General features: G+C 52.7%; 19 protein-coding genes. 10 read left to right on the top strand and 9 right to left on the bottom strand.

From position 1 onward, the window contains the following. The first annotated feature begins 511 nt into the window (after positions 1-511). Positions 512-1756, top strand: coding sequence for a group II intron reverse transcriptase/maturase (ltrA, locus tag ROJ03_RS10275; RefSeq protein WP_313726964.1), 1245 nt, complete (start codon positions 512-514; stop codon positions 1754-1756). 134 nt (positions 1757-1890) lie between these two features. Here ltrA and ROJ03_RS10270 read toward each other — a convergent pair whose 3' ends face one another. Both ROJ03_RS10270 and ROJ03_RS10265 read right to left on the bottom strand, forming a co-directional pair. Next, entirely contained in the window at positions 1891-2646 is a 756-nt protein-coding gene (locus ROJ03_RS10270) for a basic amino acid ABC transporter substrate-binding protein (protein ID WP_313726963.1), read from the bottom strand. A gap of 107 nt (positions 2647-2753) precedes the next feature. Beyond that, positions 2754-3218 (bottom strand): divergent PAP2 family protein, encoded by a 465-nt coding sequence (locus ROJ03_RS10265; protein ID WP_313726962.1) that lies wholly within the window; start codon positions 3216-3218, stop codon positions 2754-2756. A gap of 96 nt (positions 3219-3314) precedes the next feature. On the opposite strand from ROJ03_RS10265, the gene ROJ03_RS10260 reads away from it, so the two are divergent. The 3 genes from ROJ03_RS10260 to icd all read left to right on the top strand — a co-directional run bounded on the left by ROJ03_RS10260 (position 3315) and on the right by icd (position 7745). After that, a complete protein-coding gene (locus ROJ03_RS10260) occupies positions 3315-4508 on the top strand; it encodes an MFS transporter (RefSeq protein ID WP_313726961.1) in 1194 nt (397 codons plus the stop codon). Positions 4509-4578: 70 nt separating this feature from the next. Beyond that, positions 4579-6516 carry an aconitate hydratase gene (locus ROJ03_RS10255; RefSeq protein WP_313726960.1) on the top strand — a complete coding sequence of 646 codons (1938 nt, stop codon included), beginning with the start codon at positions 4579-4581 and terminating at the stop codon, positions 6514-6516. Next, positions 6516-7745: an NADP-dependent isocitrate dehydrogenase gene (gene icd, locus ROJ03_RS10250; RefSeq protein WP_313726959.1), complete on the top strand. Its 1230-nt coding sequence runs from the start codon at positions 6516-6518 to the stop codon at positions 7743-7745. The genes ROJ03_RS10255 and icd overlap by 1 nt, the downstream gene beginning before the upstream one ends. Here the strand turns inward: icd and ROJ03_RS10245 are convergent. Together ROJ03_RS10245 and ROJ03_RS10240 are read right to left on the bottom strand one after the other, a co-directional pair. Further along, positions 7737-8402 carry an HAD family phosphatase gene (locus tag ROJ03_RS10245; protein WP_313726958.1) on the bottom strand — a complete coding sequence of 222 codons (666 nt, stop codon included), beginning with the start codon at positions 8400-8402 and terminating at the stop codon, positions 7737-7739. The two genes, icd and ROJ03_RS10245, sit on opposite strands and share 9 nt — an antisense overlap. Further along, the gene (locus tag ROJ03_RS10240) at positions 8389-9684 is read right to left on the bottom strand and encodes a citrate synthase (RefSeq protein WP_313726957.1); all 1296 of its coding nucleotides are present in this window, start codon (positions 9682-9684) and stop codon (positions 8389-8391) included. The genes ROJ03_RS10245 and ROJ03_RS10240 overlap by 14 nt, the downstream gene beginning before the upstream one ends. A gap of 287 nt (positions 9685-9971) precedes the next feature. Between ROJ03_RS10240 and ROJ03_RS10235 the strand changes: the two genes are divergently transcribed. Continuing rightward, a complete protein-coding gene (locus ROJ03_RS10235; RefSeq protein WP_313726956.1) occupies positions 9972-10277 on the top strand; it encodes a metalloregulator ArsR/SmtB family transcription factor in 306 nt (101 codons plus the stop codon). After that, positions 10274-11020 (top strand): hypothetical protein, encoded by a 747-nt coding sequence (locus ROJ03_RS10230; RefSeq protein ID WP_313726955.1) that lies wholly within the window; start codon positions 10274-10276, stop codon positions 11018-11020. The genes ROJ03_RS10235 and ROJ03_RS10230 overlap by 4 nt, the downstream gene beginning before the upstream one ends. 3 nt (positions 11021-11023) lie before the next feature. Here the strand turns inward: ROJ03_RS10230 and ROJ03_RS10225 are convergent, their stop codons facing one another. Both ROJ03_RS10225 and ROJ03_RS10220 read right to left on the bottom strand, forming a co-directional pair. Then, positions 11024-11500, bottom strand: coding sequence for a nucleoside deaminase (locus ROJ03_RS10225; protein WP_313726954.1), 477 nt, complete (start codon positions 11498-11500; stop codon positions 11024-11026). Positions 11501-11558: 58 nt separating this feature from the next. After that, positions 11559-12776, bottom strand: coding sequence for an argininosuccinate synthase (locus ROJ03_RS10220; protein ID WP_313726953.1), 1218 nt, complete (start codon positions 12774-12776; stop codon positions 11559-11561). 232 nt (positions 12777-13008) lie between these two features. Here ROJ03_RS10220 and ROJ03_RS10215 point away from each other — a divergent pair, with 232 nt between their 5' ends. Further along, entirely contained in the window at positions 13009-13746 is a 738-nt protein-coding gene (locus ROJ03_RS10215) for an ABC transporter ATP-binding protein (RefSeq protein ID WP_313726952.1), read from the top strand. After that, on the top strand, positions 13746-15401 hold the full coding sequence (locus ROJ03_RS10210) for a hypothetical protein (RefSeq protein WP_313726951.1): 1656 nt from the start codon (positions 13746-13748) through the stop codon (positions 15399-15401). Before ROJ03_RS10215 ends, ROJ03_RS10210 begins: the two co-directional genes overlap by 1 nt. Here ROJ03_RS10210 and ROJ03_RS10205 read toward each other — a convergent pair. The 3 genes from ROJ03_RS10205 to hflK all read right to left on the bottom strand — a co-directional run bounded on the left by ROJ03_RS10205 (position 15380) and on the right by hflK (position 18111). Then, entirely contained in the window at positions 15380-16057 is a 678-nt protein-coding gene (locus tag ROJ03_RS10205) for an HAD family hydrolase (RefSeq protein ID WP_313726950.1), read from the bottom strand. The two genes, ROJ03_RS10210 and ROJ03_RS10205, sit on opposite strands and share 22 nt — an antisense overlap. Before the next feature lie 75 nt (positions 16058-16132). After that, positions 16133-17134, bottom strand: coding sequence for a protease modulator HflC (hflC, locus tag ROJ03_RS10200; RefSeq protein ID WP_313726948.1), 1002 nt, complete (start codon positions 17132-17134; stop codon positions 16133-16135). Further along, a complete protein-coding gene (gene hflK, locus ROJ03_RS10195) occupies positions 17131-18111 on the bottom strand; it encodes an FtsH protease activity modulator HflK (RefSeq protein WP_313726946.1) in 981 nt (326 codons plus the stop codon). The genes hflC and hflK overlap by 4 nt, the downstream gene beginning before the upstream one ends. 134 nt (positions 18112-18245) lie before the next feature. On the opposite strand from hflK, the gene metG reads away from it, so the two are divergent. Together metG and ROJ03_RS10185 are read left to right on the top strand one after the other, a co-directional pair. Then, a complete protein-coding gene (metG, locus tag ROJ03_RS10190; RefSeq protein WP_313726945.1) occupies positions 18246-20486 on the top strand; it encodes a methionine--tRNA ligase in 2241 nt (746 codons plus the stop codon). Between the two features lie 82 nt (positions 20487-20568). Continuing rightward, positions 20569-21615, top strand: coding sequence for a lipid II:glycine glycyltransferase FemX (locus ROJ03_RS10185; RefSeq protein ID WP_313726944.1), 1047 nt, complete (start codon positions 20569-20571; stop codon positions 21613-21615).

Raw genomic sequence — 21615 nt, 5'->3', positions numbered from 1 at the left:
GTGTGCTGTGCAAAGCTGTACTTGAGATGAGGGTAGGCCCCTCGGCAGGGACCGGTCAGGAGGACCTGTCAAACAACCCTTGGCTGCTGTGGTAAAGAGCCATGGTAGTGAGCGCGTAGGGAAAAGGTTGCAAGAGCAATCATGTGTGATATGCAAAGATGAACGCAAGTGAAACGCTGATGAAGTATCGAAAGCATAAGGTTTTGCCAAAATCCGGGGTTCACCACTCCTCGGAGATGGGTGCAGAGGTATCCTGAAACACTGTCTGTGCGGCAAACGGTATTAAGGCGGCATGAGTGCATATCTGGCTCAGGTACGGAACACAGGAACCTGTATGGTCATGGTAAGTGAAAAGGCACAAGCCACAGAAAGGTGAGGCCGAAATAGCGATGGGCCACATAGGGACGGAGACGTTCGTAGTAGTGATGAAGTCCATGTAATGGGGATGGAGCGAAGGGGCGTCATCATTCGGTTGTTGTTTATGAAACAACTGGTAACACAGGAGGATTTTATGGACAAGGACAAACCATTCTGCATCCCGAAGCTGGAAATCTTTGAAGCGTATGGGAAAGTCAGGAGAAATGGAGGAAGTGCAGGCATCGATGGACAGAGCATTGCGAGTTTCGAAGAGAACCTGAAAGCAAACCTGTATAGGATTTGGAATAGGATGAGCTCGGGAAGCTACTTCCCTCCCCCGGTAAAGCTGGTGATGATACCAAAGAAATCGGGTGGGGAGAGGGGCCTGGGCATCCCTACCGTATCGGACAGGATTGCCCAGATGGTCGGCAAGCAATATCTGGAGAAAGAGGTCGAGCACCTGTTCCATCAGGACTCATATGGATACAGGCCGAACAGATCGGCATTGGACGCTGTTGGCAAGGCAAGGATACGGTGTTGGAGATATGACTTTGTCATTGAATTTGACATCCGAGGACTGTTTGACAATATCGACCATGAACTGCTGATGAAGGCCGTTCGTCTCCATGTGAAGGAAGATTGGCTGGTACTGTATATTCAAAGATGGCTGACTGCTCCGTTTGTAAAGGGCGATGGTGAGGTCATAAACCGAACCAGTGGAACGCCACAGGGCGGGGTAATCAGTCCGGTTCTTGCGAACCTGTTCATGCACTATGCCTTCGACAAATGGATGGATAGGGAACACCCTTCAAATCCATTCGAGAGGTACGCCGACGATGCCATCATCCACTGCCGAACTGAAAAGGAGGCAATGGAGATTATGCAGAGTCTGGACATGCGCATGAAGGAGTGTAAGCTGGAATTGCACCCGGACAAGACCAAGATTGTGTACTGTAAGGATAAGGACAGGAAGCAAGAATATGAAAATACCGAGTTTGACTTTCTTGGGTATACCTTCAAGAGGGTGTTCATCAAGGACAAATTGGGGAGGCTCTATTGGAACTTCCTACCTTCTGCGAGCATTAAAGCGGGAAAAGGTTTCCGGGAACGGATTGTCTCATTGCGGCTGCATATGAGAAGCGGTAGTAAAATAGACATGATTGCTGAAGATATCAATCCGATGGTCAGGGGGTGGCTCAATTACTTTAGGAAATTCAACCCTTCATCATCATCGGTCAGACATGCGATGTATTGTCTTAACCGCAGGCTCATCAAGTGGGTCATGTGCAAGTACAAGAAACTCCGTGGCAGGCCTAGACGGGCCGAGTTCTGGCTAAGGAAAGTGGCAGAAAGGCAACCAAGACTGTTTGCCCATTGGGCACTAGGGTTTTTGCCGTGATGGTGAATGATAAGAGCCGTATGAATCGAGAGATTCACGTACGGTTCCGTGAGAGCCTAAGAGTGAAACTCTTTTGGGCTACTCGACTGAGAGGTTGGGGCTTTACGGCCCCCGCCTACTCGATTGCCGATCTCTTACAGCAAGTTCCACTTCTGCTTCAGTGCATCAAAGGAACCGTCGGCCATGGCCACTTCAAGACCCTTATTGATAAGGCCGAGCAGCTTGGCGTCTCCCTTTTTCACTGCGATGGCGATATCTTCCTTGGTGAAGGGCTCCCCTGCAACGACGAGGCGGTTCTTGTAGTTGTCGTTTGCAAGCACAAAGTCGCTTGCGATGAGCGAATCACAGACCGCTGCATCCACATTGCCGTTGAGCAGGTCTTCAATTGCAAGGCCGATATCATCGTAGGCACGTTTCTCGACAGAGTAGTTGGCAAGGGCGAAGTCGCCGGTGGTTCCGATCTGCACTCCGATCTTCTTGCCGGTGAGGTCTCCGATTCCCTTGACCTTTGCGCTGTCCTTGGTGCGGATGATGACCACCTGGCCTGCCTCGAGGATGGTGGTGGAGAAGTCCATCACATTTTTTCTCTCTTCAGTAACGGTAACCCCTGATGCAACACCATCATAGGCACCGTTGGCAAGGCCTGCAAATATGGTGTCCCAGGGGATGTTCTTCACGGTCATGACAACTCCGGCCTTTTCTCCGATAAGGGGGATGAGTTCAACCTCAAAACCGGTGAGTACACCATTGTCCACAAATTCCAGGGGAGGCCAGGTTGCATCGGAGGCAAATACATAGCCCTTGTTCGTTGCTTCTTTCGACCCACCGGCAAACAGGGCAATGCTCATTGCAAAGAGTAACATCAATGTGATGACAGATATTTTTTTCATAGCTAAGCTCCTTAATCTATTGAACTGTATGATGCATACTTATGCAGGTCAAGTCAAGCATAATGGAATATATATGCAATTAAGATGGATGTCAGGATATGGACGGCTTAGAGGCCCGCAATGTACTGGGTGGTTGTCAGGCCGATGATCAAGCCCAGCAGGGTCCCTCCAAGGACCTGACTGAAGGAGTGACCCAACATGGTCTTGAGGTTTTCGGGGGTGAACTGTCCTTCCCTATGGATGTCGCTGAGGAGCCTGCTCCACTCGTTGATGACTTCGGCCTGCTTTCCGGCCTCCCTTCGGATACCCATGGCATCGTGGAGGACAATGGCGGCAAATGTTGCTGCTATGGCAAAGTAGATGGTCCCCACCCCTTGGGTAAGGGCTATGCTGGTAGTCAGGGCGATTACCCCTGCAGTATGGCTTGAGGGCATGCCTCCTGTGCTATGCAGGAGCCTCCAATCGAAATGGTGTTCGAAGAATGCATTGATGAAGGGTTTCAGCAGCTGTGCCACAAAGAATGAGATTGCAGCCGCCATAAAAGGGGCATTTTGGAGAATGTCGTTGTTCATAGGCCAAATGTACCCATTAATTGTTGCTTACGCAATATTATTCTTGCCATAGCCAAGAGAAACTTGCTATACCTTTGCATAACAGGGGAGAGAGTCATGCAATTCACCAAGGAACGAACCGATACGATACAATTTTGGGTGCTCAACACAGCATCCTTCCTGGCCCAGCTTACTATTGCGATGGTAAATTTGGCATTGGTCTACCATCTGCGGGGTTTTTTCCATCTCAGTGCCGACAAGATCGGTATAGCCGCCTCCATCTGCCCCGCTGCATACTTGATCTTCTGCATTCTCCTGTCCCCCTACACAGGGCATTTCAAGCCTCGGAACCTGGTTGAGCTCTCCCTGCTTGGCATGGCCCTCTCCGTTGCACTGTTTGCCTCAACCTCCATCCTTGCCGTGGCCTATGCCTCCTTGGCCTGCTATGGCGCTTTCATGAGCCTGTTGTGGCCCCAGATCGAGGGGTGGTTCTCCCGTGGCAAGGAAGGCAAGCAGCTCAGCCATGTCTCCAATGCGTTCAACTTCTCCTGGTCGTTTGGGGTAGGAGTCTCCTCGTTTGTGGCAGGGTTGCTGGTTGAACGGTCGACCACCTTGCCCTTCTGGGTATCCCTGGCCTTGTTCGCTGTCGTCTTCCTTATGATCTTCGGCAGCAGCGCCCTGGTTCCCGGCATCAGGGCGATGAAGAGCGAGAAGGAGGAGAATCGTGACACGGAGAAGACCGATACCAGTACCCCGCTTCGGTTCTACTGCTGGACCGGGGTCATCATCCTCTATACGGGCATGAGCGTCATTCTCACCATCTTCCCTCTCTATGCCCAGGATGTCCTGAAGATAAGCGAAAGCCTCACCGGCCTCCTGTTGCTCTTTCGCGGGGTTGCGACCTGCATCAGCTTCCTTCTGCTTGGCCGTTTTGGGTTCTGGCACTTCAAGAAGCGCTACATCTTTTCGACACAGCTGCTCTTTGGCCTCTCTTGCCTGGTGGCCCTCGGCTTTTCCAGCATACTCTCCTATGGGCTGTTCTTCCTGCTGTTTGGCATCCTCTTTGCCACAGCATATACCCAGAGCATGTTCCACGGGGCAAGTGGAAGCATCAACCGGTCCCAGCGCATGATCATCCACGAGGTCTTGCTTACCGTGGGAACCATCCTGGGAGCTGTCCTGGGTGGGTATCTCTATGAGACCTTCTCCTTTTCCTTGGTACTTGGTGCTATCGGGACAGGGACCCTGGTTGTGGTCCTTGCCGAACTTATGGTGGCCTTTGTGGGCCAGAGGCGGGTAGTGGCCGTCTGACTGGGGAGGGAGGTTTCCATACCGGCCCTCTATCGTATACAATAGGGATAGCTAGAATACAGGAGCACATATGGGCAAGACACTTACCGCTAAAATTCTCTCCGCTCACCTGCTGGAGGGATCACTAGAGACCGGAAAACCAATCGGCATTCGTATCGACCAGACCCTTACGCAGGATGCGACAGGGACCATGGCCTTCCTTCAGTTTGAGGCAATGGGCCTGCCTAGGGTAAAGAACGAACTTGCTGTCAGCTATGTGGACCATAATACGATACAGGTCGGATTCGAGAATGCGGACGACCACCGCTATTTGCAGAGTGTCGCCGAAAGCAAGGGTGTCATCTTCTCCCGCCCCGGCAACGGTATCTGCCACCAGGTCCATCTGGAAAGGTTTGGCAAGCCGGGGGCAACCCTGCTCGGTAGCGATAGCCACACCCCGACCGGCGGTGGCATGGGCATGATCGCCATCGGGGCCGGCGGCCTGGATGTCGCAGTAGCCATGGCTGGAGGTGCCTTTCACCTCATTGCACCAAAGGTCATAGAGGTCCGCCTCACGGGCAAGCTCCGCCCCTGGGTCTCTGCCAAGGACATCATCCTTGCGGTCCTGGAACACTTCACCACCAAGGGGAATGTGAATTGCATTCTGGAATACACCGGTGAAGGGGTGAAGACCCTGCAGGTTCCCGAGCGTTCGACCATCTGTAACATGGGCGCTGAGGTGGGGGTAACCACCTCGATCTTCCCCTCCGATGAGAATACCCGGCTCTTCCTGGAAGGACATAACAGGGGCAAGGACTACAAGGCTCTCAGCGCTGACAAGGACGCCCACTATGATGGGCTCTTTGAGATTGACCTCTCCACCCTGGAGGTGAGGATTGCCCTTCCTCACTCCCCGGACAACATTGTCCTGGTAAAGGACCTTTCAGGGAAGAAGGTCAACCAGGTACTGATAGGATCGTGCACCAACAGCAGCTATGTCGATCTGAAGAAGGTTGCCAGCATCTTGGATGGCAAGGTGGTCCATCCCTCGGTCAGCCTAGGTGTGGCACCGGGAAGCCGTGAGGTGTTCATGATGCTCGCCAATGACGGCTCGCTTGCCAAGCTGATCACAAGCGGTGCACGGATACTGGAGAGTGCCTGTGGCTTCTGTATCGGAAACCACCAGAGCCCTGGTACCAACGAGGTGTCCCTACGAACCAACAACCGGAACTTTGAAGGCCGAAGTGGAACCAAGAGTGGCCAGGTCTTTCTGGTAAGCCCCGAGGTTGCAGCCCTCAGTGCCATCACAGGGTACGTCACCGATCCCTTGTCCGACCATGGGATACCCTACCCATATGTCGAGATGCCAAAACAGTTCCTGGTCGATGACTCGATGTTCGTCTTCCCTCCTGAGGATGGAAGTAACGTAGAGATCTTCCGTGGCCCCAATATTGGGGACCCACCGAAGAATACCCCTCTTACGGAAAGACTTGATGGGTATGCCAGCCTCAAGGTGGGGGACAAGATCACCACCGACCATATCATGCCGGCAGGTTCGAGGCTGAAGTACCGTTCCAATATCGTGGAGTACTCCAAATATGTCTTCGAGCCGGTTGACAGCACCTTTGCAACCCGTTGCCAGGAGAACCAGGGCAAGGGCAAGGCCAACTTCATCATCGCCGGTTCCTCCTATGGGCAGGGAAGCAGCCGTGAACATGCCGCGATCTGTCCGATGTATCTTGGGGTCAAGGCTGTCATTGCTCTTTCCATCGAGAGGATCCACCAGAACAACCTCTGTAACTTCGGCATCATCCCCCTCACCTTTGTGCATGCTGAGGATTATGCAAAGATCGATCAGGGTGATGATCTGGCCATCGAGGACATTCGGACCCAGATCGGAAAGAAGCAGGTGGTGCTGCGCAACAAGACAAAGAACATCGACATTACCCTTGAGTGTGACATCACCGAAGAGCAGCATGCGATGTTGCTCGCTGGTGGCCTGCTCAACGTCCTCAAGGAGAGAGCGTGATGGCAGAGACCATAACCCTGATAGGGACCGATCTCCATGTTCCCTCACACCCTGTCATCCCCTTCATTGAAGGGGATGGGGTGGGCCCTGAGATAACCTCTGTGATGAGGGCCGTGGTGGATGCTGCGGTAGCCAAGGCCTATGGTGGCGAGCGAAGCATAACCTGGAAAGAGGTGTATGCTGGGCAGAAGGGAAAAGACCTGACAGGTTCCTTTCTTCCCGATGAGACCCTCGAGGCTATCCGCACATACCGTATCGCCATCAAGGGGCCTCTGACCACGCCAGTAGGGAAGGGTATCCGCAGCCTCAATGTGACCTTGCGCCAGAATCTTGACCTCTATGTCTGCCTTCGCCCAGTTGGGTACTTTAAGGGAGTGCCTTCCCCGGTCAAGCATCCAGAGAGGGTCGACATGGTGGTATTCCGTGAAAACACCGAAGATATCTATGCCGGGATCGAGTGGGAGGCGGGAAGTGCAGAGGTGGAGAAGATCATCAATTTCCTCTCCACCGAGATGGGTGTGACCAACATCAGCTTTCCCCAGACCAGCGCCATCGGCATCAAGCCGGTCTCCCGAGAAGGCAGTGAACGTCTGGTTCGCAGTGCCCTCTCATACGCCCTGGAGAACAAACGCAGGAACGTGACCCTTGTGCACAAGGGGAACATCATGAAGTTCACCGAAGGGGGGTTCCGCAAATGGGGATATGAGCTTGCACAACGGGAGTTCGGGGCCAAGCTGGACAAGATGGGCAGGATGGCGATCGAGCGGGAAGGGATGGAGAGCCTGATTATCCAGGACTGTATCTGCGACGCCTTTTTGCAGAATATCCTCCTGACGCCCGAACGCTATGATGTGATAGCAACCTTGAACCTCAATGGGGACTATGTCTCAGACGCCTTGGCAGCCGCGGTTGGTGGCATCGGCATAGCCCCGGGGGCTAACATCAACTATAACAGCAAGTATGCCATCTTTGAGGCAACCCATGGAACGGCTCCAGATATTGCAGGCAAGGATATGGTCAACCCGCTTTCGTTGGTGCTCTCTTCAGAGATGATGCTCCGCTACCTTGGCTGGAATGAAGCGGCCGACAGGATCCTCCTGGCGGTCAGGTCTGCCTTGGCCAGTGGCAGGGTCACCAGTGATTTCTACCGTGTCATGGAGAGTGAGGGGCTCTCTGGACAGCTTCTCGGGACAGAAGCGTTCGGACAGCTTCTGGTTTCCCTACTCTAGGACAAACTGATCGAAACTTGCAATGAGGCCATGGACCTGTTCCATGGCCTCTGTTGTCTCTCTATCCGCCCCATCGCTTGCAATTGCATAGATGGTAGCGATCCCTGCCGCTGATGCGCTGAGGATTCCGCTTCTGGTATCCTCAAACACCACAGCCTCCGAGCCAGATACGCCCAAAGCCTTGAGGGTATCGAGATAGATTGCAGGGTGGGGCTTGCTTTCGCGTATATGGTCATCGGTGATGATGAGATGCCTGGGGAAGTAGGAATCAAGGTCGAACCACTGCCTGTAGAAAGCCATGTTGTCATCACCGGCACTGGTGGCGATGGCAATCTGTATGCCTTTCCGTATTGCCTTTTCAAAGAGGGACAGGGCTCCGGGAGCAAGGCTAAGGGGTCCTTCTGACCGGCAAATCTCACTATACAGTTGTTCCTTTTCCTGGGAGATGGCCTGTATCTGGCTTTCGGGAAGGTCTTTGCCGACAAGGTAGGAGATGGTCTGGCTGTTGGTTCTCCCGTTGAGCAGATGCATCTCTTCTCTTGTATAGGGATGGGTGCCGTATTTGTGCGCAATGGCACCCCAAGCCCTCTGGTGATAGGAAGTATCCCAGAATAGGGTGCCATTGAAATCGAATATGAGCGCCTTAACGGTCTTCAAGCGGCAGTACCATCCTTGACTGGAGGCCGGAGTATACCTGACGGGGCCGCCCGATCTTCTGGTACGGGTCGTGTCTCCACTCCAACCAGTGGGCTATCCACCCAGGGAGCCTGCCCATCGCAAAGAGGACAGTGAACATGGACTCAGGAATCCCCATGGCATGGAAGATGATGCCGGTATAGAAATCAATGTTGGGGTACAGGTTCCTCTCGATGAAGTAGGGGTCGCTGAGTGCAACCCTTTCCAGTTCGAGGGCTATCTGTAGGAGTGGGTCTTGCTTGCTGTTGGAACCAAGAACCTCTTCACAGAGCTTCTTGGCAATCTTTGCCCTTGGGTCGTAGGTCTTGTAGACACGGTGGCCGAAGCCCGAGAGACGGAACGGGTCATCCTTGTCCTTGGCCATCTCGATGACCTGCTCGATGCTCAGCCCCTCATTGTAGATGGTGTTGAGCATCTCAAGCACCGCCTGGTTTGCCCCACCATGCTTGCTTCCCCACAGGGCACAGCACCCTGCCGCAACGGATGCATAGAGGTTGGCCTCGCTGCTACCGACCAGCCGTACGGCGCTGGTGGAGCAGTTCTGCTCATGGTCAGCATGGAGGATCAGGAGGATGTTCAGGGCCTTTACATGCAGGGGGTCCGGCTCATAGGCGTTGACCGGGGTGAGGAACATCATGTTGAGGAAGTTCTCGCAGTAGGTGTACTTGTAGGAGGGTTCCACAAAGTCCAGGCCGTTCATCTGGCGATAGCTGAAGGCTGCGATGGTACGCATCTTGGAGAGGAGCCTGCTGATGGTAAGGTCAACGTTCTCCTCCGGGTCGACGTCGGCAAGTTCGGGGTAGAAGGCCGAAAGGGAGGCTACCATGGCCGAGAGGATCGACATGGGGTGTGCTTCCTGGGGATAATCCCTGAAAAAATTACGCATGTCGATATGGAGAAGCGAGTGGCGGTTAAGCATCTCCGCATACTTGTGCCGCTCTGGAAGGTCGGGCAGCTCACCTTTGATGAGCAGGTGTGCAACCTCGACGAAGTCACAGTTTTCCACCAGGTCCTCAATGTCATAGCCCCGGTAGCGAAGGATTCCCTGCTCGCCATCCACAAAGCAGATGGAACTCATGCATGATCCGGTGTTTACAAATCCCGGGTCGTAGGTGATGTAGCCGGTATCCTTGCGCAGTTTCGTGATGTCAAGGGACTTCCCTCCCATGTTGTCAGTAATGACAGGCATTACTATCTCACGGTCGCCTAGGATCAGTTTTGCCCCTTCTTTCTGGATATCCACGGTACGCCTCCTCTCAGGGTAATGGGTTGCTTTCTCTATAGAGTACAATGAGCCCGTATGCAATATGGTAATGGATGAGCGCAAACGCTCTCTCTTGGTTCGGTAGTAGTGGGATTGCGTGCCTACTGGCGCTCCCCAGTCTCTGGATATAGACCCACTGTACCCTATTTTTTTATTCTAGAGAATATACGATTGATGAAATAGTTGCCTGCAAGGCCCTTGGTTGCAGATTCTGGCTTTTCAATCTTGACTCCTCCCTGTATACTTGAGAAAAAAGGATGGTGACCATGCAAGATATCCCCATGCCATTGGAAGAAGAAATTGTTGACATCGCCGATTTCTTCAAGGTCTTTGGAGATCCAACCCGCCTGAAGATCCTGTTTCTTCTGGAGAAGGGTGAACGCGGGGTCAACTCCATCAGTGAAGAGCTTGGCATGCAGCAAAGTACCATAAGCCAACAGCTGAAGCTGCTTCGTGCCCGTCGTCTGGTCAGGTTCAAGAAGGATGGGCGAAATGTCCTCTACCGACTCAACGATGAACATATCCACGACATCCTTGCCTTGGGTATCGAGCACTACAGTGAGTTGCAATGAACCTAACACTGTTGACTTTCAGCCCAACAGGCCAGAGCAAGGCATGCGCCCTTGCTGTGGCAAAAGCAACAAAGCAAGAGTTTGCCCTCTTTGATGTCACCCACTTCATCCAACGACGAAAGAGCTTGAGCGTGGAGGATACCACCCTCATCATAGCCATTCCCGTCTATGGAGGTAGGGTCCCCCTCCTGTTTGCAGAATATGTAAAAAATCAGCTGACTGCACACAATTGTGATGCCATTGTCATTGCAACCTTTGGCAACCGGGCAGTTGAGGATGCCCTGGTGGAGATGGAGGACCTGCTCTCTGCAAAGGGTATCCCCCTTACCGCAGCAGCTTCCATCGGCTGCCAACACAGCTATAGTGACAGGGTGGGGCAGAAGAGACCGGACATCGAGGACTTTCAGCTCCTGGACCGGCTTGCAGTCCATCTCAATGGAAAAAGGACCATCGTCCACCCACCTGGTAACCGTCCCTACAGGCAGGCAATGCCAAGGGCAAATCCTCCCTACATGCCGGCCCTCGCGGCCAGTAGCGAAACAATCAGCAACAGGCAGTGCTACCGGGTCTGTCCTACAGGGGCCCTTGCCAAGCAGGATCCCACCCTATGCATACACTGCTGTGCCTGCATCCAGATATCCAACCATGAACTCATCATGGACAACCCTTGGTTTGTCAACTTCACGAAAAATTTGGAGGCTACCTGCCAGAAGCGGATAGAGAGCATCCTCTACCTCTCCTAGAGCCTAGTAGAGTTGCTTGCCCTCTGCACTGTACTGTGCAAAGAGGGGAAGGCAAGCTTCCCTGCTATCGCCTGTCAGCGTGAGTACCTCCGTATCCTTGCATCCACCGAGGATGAAATCGTAGATGAAGTCATCGCGAAATCCTATCTTCATGGCATCCTTGGCGGTACAGCCGTAGTGGATCTCCCTGATGTTTGCCCAGATGCAAGCACTGATGCACATAGGGCAGGGGTAGCAGGTTGTGTAGAGGATACATCCGCTCAAATCATGGCTTTGCTTTTCTGCACAAACCTTCCGGATGACATTGACCTCGGCATGGGAGGTCGGGTCATGGCTTGCAAGGACAGTGTTGGAAGCCAGGTAGAGCTTACCGGTCTCATCGACAATGGCGGCTCCAAACGGCCCACCCATATTGGATCTGACCGTTTGCATCGCCTCTTCTACTGACTTCTGCACTATCTCAGCAGTTGTCATCTTCATGCTTCACCTCTTTCGAATATACAATGGAAGCAGGGCAATGGTATCCAGGGAAAAGGAATTACCCTCTCCTGGCACTGGCCATCAGGCGGATCGCGTTGATGTTGATGAAACCCTTGCAGTCAACCGGATGATACCCGCCTGCCTTGTCCATGGAACCAAGGGCTTCGTCATAGAGGGAGAGGGGACTCGATACTCCTGCGAAGATGACATTGCCCTTGTAGAGAACTACCTTGGATGTCCCGGTTACCTTTTTCTGGCTCTGTTCGAAGGCTGCGCTGAGCATGTTGAATTCAGGGGAGAACCAATAGCCGTTGTAGATGAGCTCAGCATACTTGGGCATCAGGGAGTCACGGAGGTGCATAACCTCCTTGTCCATGGTAATGCCTTCAAGGTTGTGGTGGGCCTTCCAGAGGATCTCGCAGCCAGGGGTCTCGTATACGCCACGACTCTTGATGCCGATATAGCGGTTCTCCACCATGTCGACACGGCCGATTGCATTGTCATGGCCAATCTTGTTCAGGTAGATGATCATCTCAAGGGGGTCGGTGACAACCGTCCCGTCATTCTCGTTCTTCACCGAAAGGGGTATGCCATCCTCAAACTCGAAACTGAGGGCTGTCTCCTTGTCCGGTGCCTCCTGGGGGCTGAGGGTAAGGCTGAACACATCGGAAGGACATCGTTTGGAAGGATCCTCAAGGATTCCTGCCTCGTGGCTGATGTGGATGAGGTTCTCGTCCTCACTATAGGGTTTCTTGACAGATGCCTTGATGGAAATACCATACTTCTTGGCGTATGCGATCATATCCGACCGTCCTTCGAACTCACTGAGCCATTCGGGATCCTTCCAGGGGGCAATGATCTTCGCCTCAGGCATGTGCATGTAGTAGCCGAACTCGAACCTGACCTGGTCGTTTCCCTTCCCGGTTGCACCATGGGCAACATAGACGGTTCCTTCTTTCTTGGCAATCTCCACCTGACGCTTGGCGATGATAGGGCGGGCAAGGGAGGTGCCCAGCATATAGGTGCCTTCGTAGATGGTGTTCGCCTTCAGGGCAGGGAACACATAGTCGGTGACCAGGTCCTTGCGCAGGTCCTCAATGTAGACCTTGGAAGCCCCTGTCTCAAATGCCTTCTTTTCGATGGCAGCAAAATCCTCGTCTTGCCCGACATTCGCTACATAGGCAATGACATCGAAGCCCTTGTTGCTAAGCCACTTGAGGATGACTGAGGTGTCAAGGCCGCCGCTGTAGGCTAGAATCACTTTCTCTTTGTTCATGCTATAAAATCTCCCTAGTCTGTATGTTCGAAATATAGATGGATTGTAGTGAACGATGCAAATATATTCAAGTAAGTATGCATAAATATTCTTAAAGTTCGACAATTTCTCAAATATGGTCGAATTTTGTTGATATTTATGCAGTAAAAAGGTAAAAACCTAATTAGAAATTAATCGAAATAGATATTGCATTTTCCTTTTTGCCCCCGTATACTTGCCTTGGAGAACAAGGATGATAGAATTCAAGCAAGTAAGCAAATCATACAGTAGCGGCAAACCCAAGGCAGTGGACAACCTCAATCTCTCCATAGCAAGCGGGCAGATCTTCGGTTTTCTCGGTCCTAACGGGGCTGGAAAGAGCACCACCATCAAGATGCTGGTCGGATTGCTGAGCCCTGACAGTGGGACCATCACCATCGATGGAAAGGAAATGGGAAACGAGAGCCTGGCCATCAAGCGGCTCATCGGCTATGTGAGCGATGAGCCTCTCTTCTATGAGAAGATGACAGGTTCCAGGCACCTGGATTTCATCTCTGACCTCTTTGCTGTCTCGTCTGCAGAGAGAAGGGCAAAGATAGGGGAACTCGCTCTCTTGTTTGAGATGGACAAGGCTTTGCATGATGAGATCTCATCCTACTCCCATGGCATGAAACAGAAGCTTGGCCTCATGGCCGCCCTGTTGCATCCCAGCAAGCTGCTCATCCTTGATGAGCCGATGGTCGGCCTTGACCCCAAGGCTGCCTTTTTGCTGAAGAGGGCGATGAGAGACTATGCAGACAAGGGCAATACCGTGTTTTTCTCCACCCATGGAATGGAGGTGGCCCAGGATACCTGCGACCGTATCGGAATAATTAGGAAGGGAAGCCTGCTGTTTGAGGGGACTGTGCAGGCTCTTGCACAGAGTCGGGGAAACAATAGCGAGACACTGGAACAGCTCTTTCTCGAGCTTACCGAAGGGACGGTTCTCTGATGCGCTTCCATGTGGTATTGCTGCAGGTAGTGGCCTTCCTCGAAGGGGTAAGACCCTTGCGTACCTATTTTTCCCGACTCACTGTAGCAAAGAAAACGGTGAAGGGCAGGGTTGTGCAGATAGGGGTCACTATTCTGCTTGTCTCTTCCCTTCTGATGCTGGAAGCCATGATGGGCTTCAACTATTTTACCTATCAGATGCTGGGATCCTTGATGGGTATCCCCCATCTGGGAATCTTTCTAGCCTCCTTGGTTGGGTTTTTTCTGACCTTCCTCATCGGTTCCATCGGACTCTCCTCCATTGTGTATAGCGGCAAGGATATTCAGCTCCTGGGGACCTTGCCTGTCAGTGGCAAAGAGCTGTTGTTCAGTCGCCTCCTTATCGCCTACATACTCTATAGCCCCCTGTATATGGCGGTAGTGCTCCCAGCTCTGGTTGCAGGCATTTTCCTCAACGGGGTAGGATTTCTCTATCTATTGGGTAGCCTGGCCCTGCTGGCCCTGGGCCCTCTCTTTCCCCTCTCCCTGGCGCTGTTGGCTGCAAACCTGCTCATTCGCCTGGCGAAAGGAAGACGGTATAGGATGCTGGAACAGCTGTTCTCCTTTTTGGTCATGCTCTCCTTCTCCCTTGCCATGATAGCGACCTTCTCGCGAAGTCTGGAGGATGGTGCCACACTCACGGTGGACTACCAGGCGATGCTCTCCCTGGTTGGCCCGATCTTCCAAAGGTTGGTGGCTCTTTTTCCCCTTTTTGCCCTGCAGGCCAAGGCTCTCTTCTCATGGTCGGCCCTTATGGGCAACCTGGTGTTCTTGCTCTTGTTCACATTTGGCTCTACCGTCCTTGTCTCCAAGGGGTATCTTCATACCCTTTCCTTGGTTGCCTCAGCACAATCCTCGGTGAAAAAACGGGGACAGCAGAAAAGCTTCAGGCAAAGGAGCGTCACCTTCACCTTGATGAAACGGGACCTTGAGGTGATACAGAGCCAATCGGTATTCATGATTGAATTGGTGGGAGAGCTGTTGATACCCCTTATTTTGCTGGGTGTCTACGCCCTTACCGGGGTGCTGGGTGAGTTGCAGGGCTTGCTGGGAGATTTTGTACACACAAGGTATCTGCCCTATGGGATCTTTCTGGCAGTAGCCCTCTTTTCCAGCATCTGTATGCTGAGTTCCACCAGCATCAGCCGCCAAGGGCCCCTTTTCATGCTCGACAAGATCTATCCCCTGAAGCCGGAACAGTTTGTCAAGGCAAAGCTGCTGTTGCACCTGCTCCTGGTTGGTGGTGCTTCTTTGGTCTACCTGGCTCTTGCCTTGCTGTTTTTCCGGCTACCCTTGCTCCATATCCTCTGGATGTGGACACTGCAATTGGTGGTGGTATGCACCGTTGCGTGCTTTGGCCTGGCTATCGACTACAGAAAGCCCTTGCTCGAATGGACTATTCCCCAGCAGGCAATGAAAAGCAACCTCAACGGTTTGCTTGGTCTGGCTGCGGCCATCTGTGTGATAGCCATTGTCTTCACAGCCCTCATGGTCCCCACTATCCTGTTTTCCATGCCGGTGTTGGGTTTCTTCTTGGCCCTTGCCGCTTCCCTGGCCTTATGCGCTCTGGGCTGGAAGGTGTGTGTGAAGAGTTCCTACGTGGCACTCTCCAGGTAGGAAAGACACCGTTTCAGCGTTGAGGTGAGGTCTGTATAGGTCTCAAATGGATAGCGCACGGGCTCAGCTTTCCAGTCAATTATAAGGCCTAGGTCGGCTTGCTCAAGCATGGGGATGTCCGTTGGGCCGTCCCCTACTGCAATAGCGTGGGAATATCCTCTTTTCAGGTCAGCAAAGACAGCTCGCTTTTGCTCGGGTGATGCAATGGAGCAAACCATGGAAGGCTTCGACCCTTTGCTGGAAAACTCCAGGTTTTTCCCGCTTACCATGAAAAAGTGATGGTCTATCCCATGCTGGGCCAAAAAGGAGTGGATGATGTTCTCGGTTCCACAGCTGAGGATGGCCAGCTCTGCATGGCGGGAAAGTTCTTCCAGCAGGAGAAACTGGGAAGGGTCTACCAAGGAAGAGAGATCTCTTGCAACCTGGTCTACCTGTGAAGGGGTGCATCCACCCAGGAGGTCCAAGTACCGTTGGTTGAACTCCCCATGGGCCATTCTTCCCTCCCTATCCTTCTTGACCATACGTTTTGCTCGGAGGCGGTTGAGATGTCCCCTTTCCTTGGCATTGGTGAGGATGAGCCGCTGTTCGCTGTCATAGGGGATGATCGGGTAGAGTGTGCCGTCGAAGTCGAAGGCCACCAGATTCTTTTTTTGCATGGGTCAAGTGTAGCAGAGGGACAAAAAAAATGGAAGGGATAAAAATAATCCCTTCCATTCTAGAACTATAGCAGTCTATTTGCCCATGTCCTGGCCGTACAAGCGGTTGAAGTACTGCATGTCAGTGCTCAACACCTTGTCCAGGCTGGGAATGGTCTTCCTGTAGGACTCCAGGGTCCTCCACAATTCGAAGAACTCGGGGTCTAGGTTGTAGGATTTGGCATAGATGTCAGCAGCCTTGGCATCGGCGATACCCTTGATGGTCTCGCTCTTTGCATAGGCCTCTGAAAGGATCACCTTCTCCTCATTCTCCGTCTTCCCTTGCCACTGGGCAAGCTGTCCACGGCCGTAGGAACGGTAGGCCTCTGCGATCTGGTTCCTCTCCTTGATCATCCTCTGGTAGACGCTCTCGGTGAGGTCATCACTGTAGCGGATCTGCCTGACGATGATGTCGATGAGCTCGATACCGAAAGCATCGGTGAACTGTTTGGCCTGCTCGAACATCCTCTGGCTCAGCCCATCACGACCGATGCTGATGGTCTCCTGCCTTGCCTGGGTTGCGGTAAGGTTGCGCAGGGTCTCTGCATCCTCGACGTTGTCAAGGTTCTGCACCTGTTCCTCAACCTTGATGTTGTTGATCTTGTTGGTGTTCCGTACCGACTCATTGAGATAGTTTTCGCTGATGATGGTCCTGATCGAGGAGTCCAAAACGTCGTTCATCCTCGAAAGGCCATTGCTGATGGTATTTACCGTCTCATAGTACTTGGCAGGATCGGCAATCTTCCAGCGGGCAGTGGTATCGACCCAGATGAACTGGTTCTCTTTGGTAGGGATACGCTGTGCAGCTCCGTCCCAGGAGATGATCTTCTTTGGGTAGATCACTACATTGTCCACTAACGGCATCTTGAACTTCAGACCTGCTGATGTTTCCGTGTTTACAATCTTGCCGAAGCGTGTGAGTACAGACTGCTGGCCTTCATACAGGATGTAGAAAGGGCCAAGCAAGACGAATATGACGAGGAAAATTCCTACTATCACCAGTGTGGTTATAAGTTTTTTGTTTACATTGGTTCTCATTTTTGACCCCCAAGCATCTGGACTGGCAGGAAGTTGGATAGGTTTTTGTCCACCAAGGTAACCGAACCGCCTTCTACTGGATTGATGATCGATTCCATGGTCTCGATGTAGAGCCTTGTCCGGGTAATTTCCTTGTTTTGCCTATAGACGTCGAGGACGCTGTTGAAACGAGCGACATCACCTTCTGCCTGGTTTACCCGCTCTGCTGCGTATCCCTGGGCAACCTGAATGGCCTTGTTCGCTTCACCCTTTGCGGAAGGGATGACCTTGTTGTAGTTCTGCTTTCCTTCGTTGATGAGGCGGTTCATATCCTGGATTGCCTTGTTGACATCTTCAAAGGCATCCTGGACTGCGCCCACTGGAGGAACGATGTTCTGCAACTTGACCGTTACGACCCTTACCCCAAGACCATAGGTGTCAAATACCTTCTGCATCTCTGCCTGGGCTTCAACCTCGATCTTGGTACGCTCGCTGGTCATGACAGAGAGGATCGGAAGGTCCCCAACCAGCTTGTTCATGACGCTCTGGCTGATATCCCTGATGGTGGTCTCCCTTGACTCAACGTTGAACATCCATTTTACGGGATCTTCGATCTTGTACTGTACGATCCATTCGACATCGATGATGTTCAGGTCTCCTGTAAGCATTACCGACTCATTTGCATAGTCGGGGTTTGCATACAAGGCCCCTTTTGAAGGGCTCGATCGATAACCGAAGGTCATGGTCTGGACGACCTGTGTCGGAACATTGTAACTCGCCTCGATTCCCAGGGGAATCTTTGTCTGGAGGCCAGGTCCTACAGTCCTGCTGTACTTGCCGAAGCGAAGGACTACGGACTGCTCGGTCTGGTCAACAACAAAAAAGCTGCTGAGAACCAGCATGACCAACACGACGGCAACGATAATCCAAATAACGAGTTTTGGGCTGATGTTGTTCGCTTTTCGTGCAGGCCTAGGTGGCTGCTGCATAGTATCCATGATAACTCCTTGATGTGTCGAAGAGACACATATCCAATGTACTTCCTCCAACAACTATCGTCAAGGTCAGAATCTCGAGCACATTACCCGTTTTGCCATTGAAATTAAGGGCCAAGCGGGCTATTATGTCCCCTATGAAAAAGAGACTGGTAACATCTGCACTACCGTATGTAAACAACATTCCTCATTTGGGAAACCTCACCCAAGTGCTTTCTGCCGACGTTTTTGCGCGGTTTTGTCGATCCAAGGGGTATGAGACCCTCTATATCTGCGGTACTGATGAATATGGCACCGCTACGGAGACCAAGGCACTGAAGGAGGGGGTGACCCCACAGGAGCTTTGCGACCGGTTTCATGCGATCCACAGGGATATCTACCGCTGGTTTGATATCAATTTCGATCATTTTGGCAGGACCAGCACCCCTGAGCAGACACGCATCGTGCAGGAAATCTTCACCAAGGTCGATGAGGCGGGTTTCATCAACGAGCACGAGATTGAGCAGCTCTACTGCCCCAAGTGCGAGCGTTTCCTTGCAGACCGTTTTGTTGAGGGCACCTGCCCCCATTGTGGCAGCAAAGGCGCCCGTGGGGACCAGTGCGACGCATGCCAGACACTCCTTGACCCTACGGAACTGCTGGACAGCCGATGTGGCGTCTGTGGTACTACCCCGATCCTGAAAAGGACCAACCATCTCTATGTCGACCTTCCCAAGGCCCTTCCACTGCTGGAAGCCTGGATGGAGCAGGCGAGCGTGGATGGCTTCTGGGCCAACAACGCCATCCAGGTAACCAAATCCTGGATCAGGGACGGGTTGAAGGAGCGGTGCATCACACGCGACCTGAAGTGGGGAATACCCGTACCCAAGCCAGGGTATGAGAACAAGGTCTTCTATGTCTGGTTCGATGCCCCCATCGGGTACGTCTCCATCACAGCCAATGGCACTGCCGATTGGCAGAGGTGGTGGCATACCCCAGAAAATACTGAACTGTTCCAATTCATCGGTAAGGACAACATTCCCTTCCATACGGTCATTTTCCCTTCCTGCCAGCTTGCAACAGGGGAGAAGTGGACGATGCTCCACCATATGAGCAGCACCGAATACCTCAACTACGAGGGCGGTAAGTTCAGCAAGAGCCTGGGCATAGGCATTTTTGGCAACGATGTACAGGATACAGGGATCCCTGCCGATGCCTGGCGCTTCTACATGTTCTACAACCGACCGGAAAAGAGTGATGTCACCTTTACCTGGGCCGATTTCCAGGAGAAGATCAACGGAGAGCTCATTGGCAATATCTCCAACCTGGTCAACAGGACACTGACCTTCATCAGGAGGTTCTATGATGGCAAGGTTCCTCAGGGAACCATCGATGAAGGTCTGAAAGAGTTGATTCTTGAAAAGGAAAAACTCATTGATGCCCATCTGGAGCATGCCGAGGAGCGGGATGCACTTAGGCAGATCGTCGCACTTTCCTCGATCGGGAACAAGGCTTTTCAGGATGGCGAGCCTTGGAAGATGCGCCTGGAGAACCCAGAGAAGGCCGCCTCCTTGCTGAAGACCCTGGTCTACCTCATCCGTGACCTTGGCATCATGCTCGAACCCTATATGCCTTCTACCAGCGGGAAGATACTCTCATTTCTGGATAGCAAGGGGTTGCGTTGGACGACCCTTGGCCAATTTGAGGGCGTAACAGATATAGGGGAGACCGAACTGCTCTTTACCAAGCTGGAGGACAGCCTGATTGCAGAGCTTCGGACCCGTTTTGCAGGTTCGCAGGATGAGAGGGCAGAAAAGGAAAGCCTTGCTGCTACAAAAAAGACAGAACAACAAAGACAACCGGAGAAGACAATGGATATGAATGAAAAGCAAGAGAGCGTGGCCGAGCAGTTCAACCGGAGGGTGATCCTCAAGGTTGCCAAGGTTACCAACGTCGAGAAGCATCCCAATGGGGACAAGCTGTACATCCTCAGCCTCGACTGCAAGGAGGAGGAGAGCAGGACCATCGTCAGCTCTATCGTACCTTACTATACGGAAGAAGAGTTGCTGGGCCAGAATATCGTGCTGGTAAGCAACCTCAAGCCGGCCAATTTCCGTGGGGTGAAGAGCTGCGGGATGTTGCTGGCAGCCAACGACCCGGATGCTGAGGAACACACCACCTGTGAGGTGCTGTTTGCACCGCAGTTTGAGGTGGGGACCATATTGCAGCCGGAAGGGTTTGAAACCCCTGCAGAGGCCCTTTCCTTTGTGAAGGCTGACCACTTCTTCGCCATGCCCATCTATGCAGAGGATGGCGTGGTCAAGGTCGATGGGAAGGCTATCGGTTCCAAGGGTGAGTATCTCACCTCCAAAAAGTACAAGAACGGTCCGGTAGGCTAGTCCCGGAAGCAGAATATGCTATATTTGGAGGGGCCAACCAGGCCCCTTTTTTATAGGCAGGTCATAATAGGACGGAGGGTGTATGGTTTTAGTTCCGTTGGATTACAAGAAGATACCCAGTACAGGCTCTCCATTCCAGAGTAGTTATTGGGCTGCAGTCAAGCATGGCTCTGGCTGGAAGCCCTATGCCTTCTCCATTGAACTGGATGGTTGGGTTTCCTCCATTTTGGTTCTCGTCAAGCCCCTATTGCCACTCTCCTCACTGGCGTATGTACCCTTTGGCCCCGATGTATTCAACAATCCTCTGCCTACGGTATCAGAATTTCTGACCCTCCTGTCAAAGGAGCTGAAGAAGGCCCTCCCAAAGGGGGTATTCTCCATCAGGTATGACCTGCCATGGGATGAGGTCGACGACCCCAATGTCATGTGGCTCTCCTGTGGGAGGTTCCGGCCAACGAAGGAGAGTGTCCAGCCTGATGGGACTGTGCGCATCTCCCTGGAATGGGGCTATCATGCGGTGACCCTTGGCTATCGTGACAGGGCAAAACGTGCCTTGCGCAAAAGCTCCTCGATGTACAAGGTCGAGGTATGGGATGGAGGGGTTCCCTCCTTCAAGCGCTGGTATGAGACCTACCTTGAGACAGCCCGAAGGGATGGCTTCAGCCCGAGATCCGAAAAATATCTGAAGGCCTTGCTCGCCTTGGATGGTAAGGTCTATGGGGATGTGAGGTGCAAGCTTGTCCTGGCCAGGGATAACAAGGTCATCGTTGGGGGGCTCATATTGCTTTTGACTAGCAAGGAGGCTGTCTATCTCTATGGATCCACACTCCGCCAGGATGCAACTTCCTGTGCATATGTATTACAGGACTTTGCCATAAGGCTGGCTTGTGAGCATGGGTGCACTATCTATGACCTGCATGGGATTCCCGGCCCAAAGGGAAGGGGTCAGCATCTTGCTGGGCTGGAGCTGTTCAAGCTCTCCTTCGGTGGACAGAGCTACTACCGTTCCCCTACAACCGACTATGTCCTGCACTTCCTGCAGTGGAAGCTGTACACCGTCACCGAGTATTTCCGCTATAGGATGATACGGAAGAACAAGCCCCAGGAAGGAGTCCTCCCAAGCTCTTGA

This window comes from Sphaerochaeta sp. PS, assembly GCF_032144095.1.
Classification (GTDB): domain Bacteria; phylum Spirochaetota; class Spirochaetia; order Sphaerochaetales; family Sphaerochaetaceae; genus Sphaerochaeta.
This window is presented reverse-complemented; position numbering and strand designations above follow the sequence as displayed.

What these genes read in the sequence shown, in the direction of transcription:
- ltrA (WP_313726964.1), top strand. Translation starts at nt 512, where the DNA reads ATGGACAAGGACAAACCATTCTGCATCCCGAAGCTGGAAATCTTTGAA.
- ROJ03_RS10270 (WP_313726963.1), bottom strand. Translation starts at nt 2,646, where the DNA reads ATGAAAAAAATATCTGTCATCACATTGATGTTACTCTTTGCAATGAGC.
- ROJ03_RS10265 (WP_313726962.1), bottom strand. Translation starts at nt 3,218, where the DNA reads ATGAACAACGACATTCTCCAAAATGCCCCTTTTATGGCGGCTGCAATC.
- ROJ03_RS10260 (WP_313726961.1), top strand. Translation starts at nt 3,315, where the DNA reads ATGCAATTCACCAAGGAACGAACCGATACGATACAATTTTGGGTGCTC.
- ROJ03_RS10255 (WP_313726960.1), top strand. Translation starts at nt 4,579, where the DNA reads ATGGGCAAGACACTTACCGCTAAAATTCTCTCCGCTCACCTGCTGGAG.
- icd (WP_313726959.1), top strand. Translation starts at nt 6,516, where the DNA reads ATGGCAGAGACCATAACCCTGATAGGGACCGATCTCCATGTTCCCTCA.
- ROJ03_RS10235 (WP_313726956.1), top strand. Translation starts at nt 9,972, where the DNA reads ATGCAAGATATCCCCATGCCATTGGAAGAAGAAATTGTTGACATCGCC.
- ROJ03_RS10230 (WP_313726955.1), top strand. Translation starts at nt 10,274, where the DNA reads ATGAACCTAACACTGTTGACTTTCAGCCCAACAGGCCAGAGCAAGGCA.
- ROJ03_RS10225 (WP_313726954.1), bottom strand. Translation starts at nt 11,500, where the DNA reads ATGAAGATGACAACTGCTGAGATAGTGCAGAAGTCAGTAGAAGAGGCG.
- ROJ03_RS10220 (WP_313726953.1), bottom strand. Translation starts at nt 12,776, where the DNA reads ATGAACAAAGAGAAAGTGATTCTAGCCTACAGCGGCGGCCTTGACACC.
- ROJ03_RS10215 (WP_313726952.1), top strand. Translation starts at nt 13,009, where the DNA reads ATGATAGAATTCAAGCAAGTAAGCAAATCATACAGTAGCGGCAAACCC.
- ROJ03_RS10210 (WP_313726951.1), top strand. Translation starts at nt 13,746, where the DNA reads ATGCGCTTCCATGTGGTATTGCTGCAGGTAGTGGCCTTCCTCGAAGGG.
- ROJ03_RS10205 (WP_313726950.1), bottom strand. Translation starts at nt 16,057, where the DNA reads ATGCAAAAAAAGAATCTGGTGGCCTTCGACTTCGACGGCACACTCTAC.
- hflC (WP_313726948.1), bottom strand. Translation starts at nt 17,134, where the DNA reads ATGAGAACCAATGTAAACAAAAAACTTATAACCACACTGGTGATAGTA.
- hflK (WP_313726946.1), bottom strand. Translation starts at nt 18,111, where the DNA reads ATGGATACTATGCAGCAGCCACCTAGGCCTGCACGAAAAGCGAACAAC.
- metG (WP_313726945.1), top strand. Translation starts at nt 18,246, where the DNA reads ATGAAAAAGAGACTGGTAACATCTGCACTACCGTATGTAAACAACATT.
- ROJ03_RS10185 (WP_313726944.1), top strand. Translation starts at nt 20,569, where the DNA reads ATGGTTTTAGTTCCGTTGGATTACAAGAAGATACCCAGTACAGGCTCT.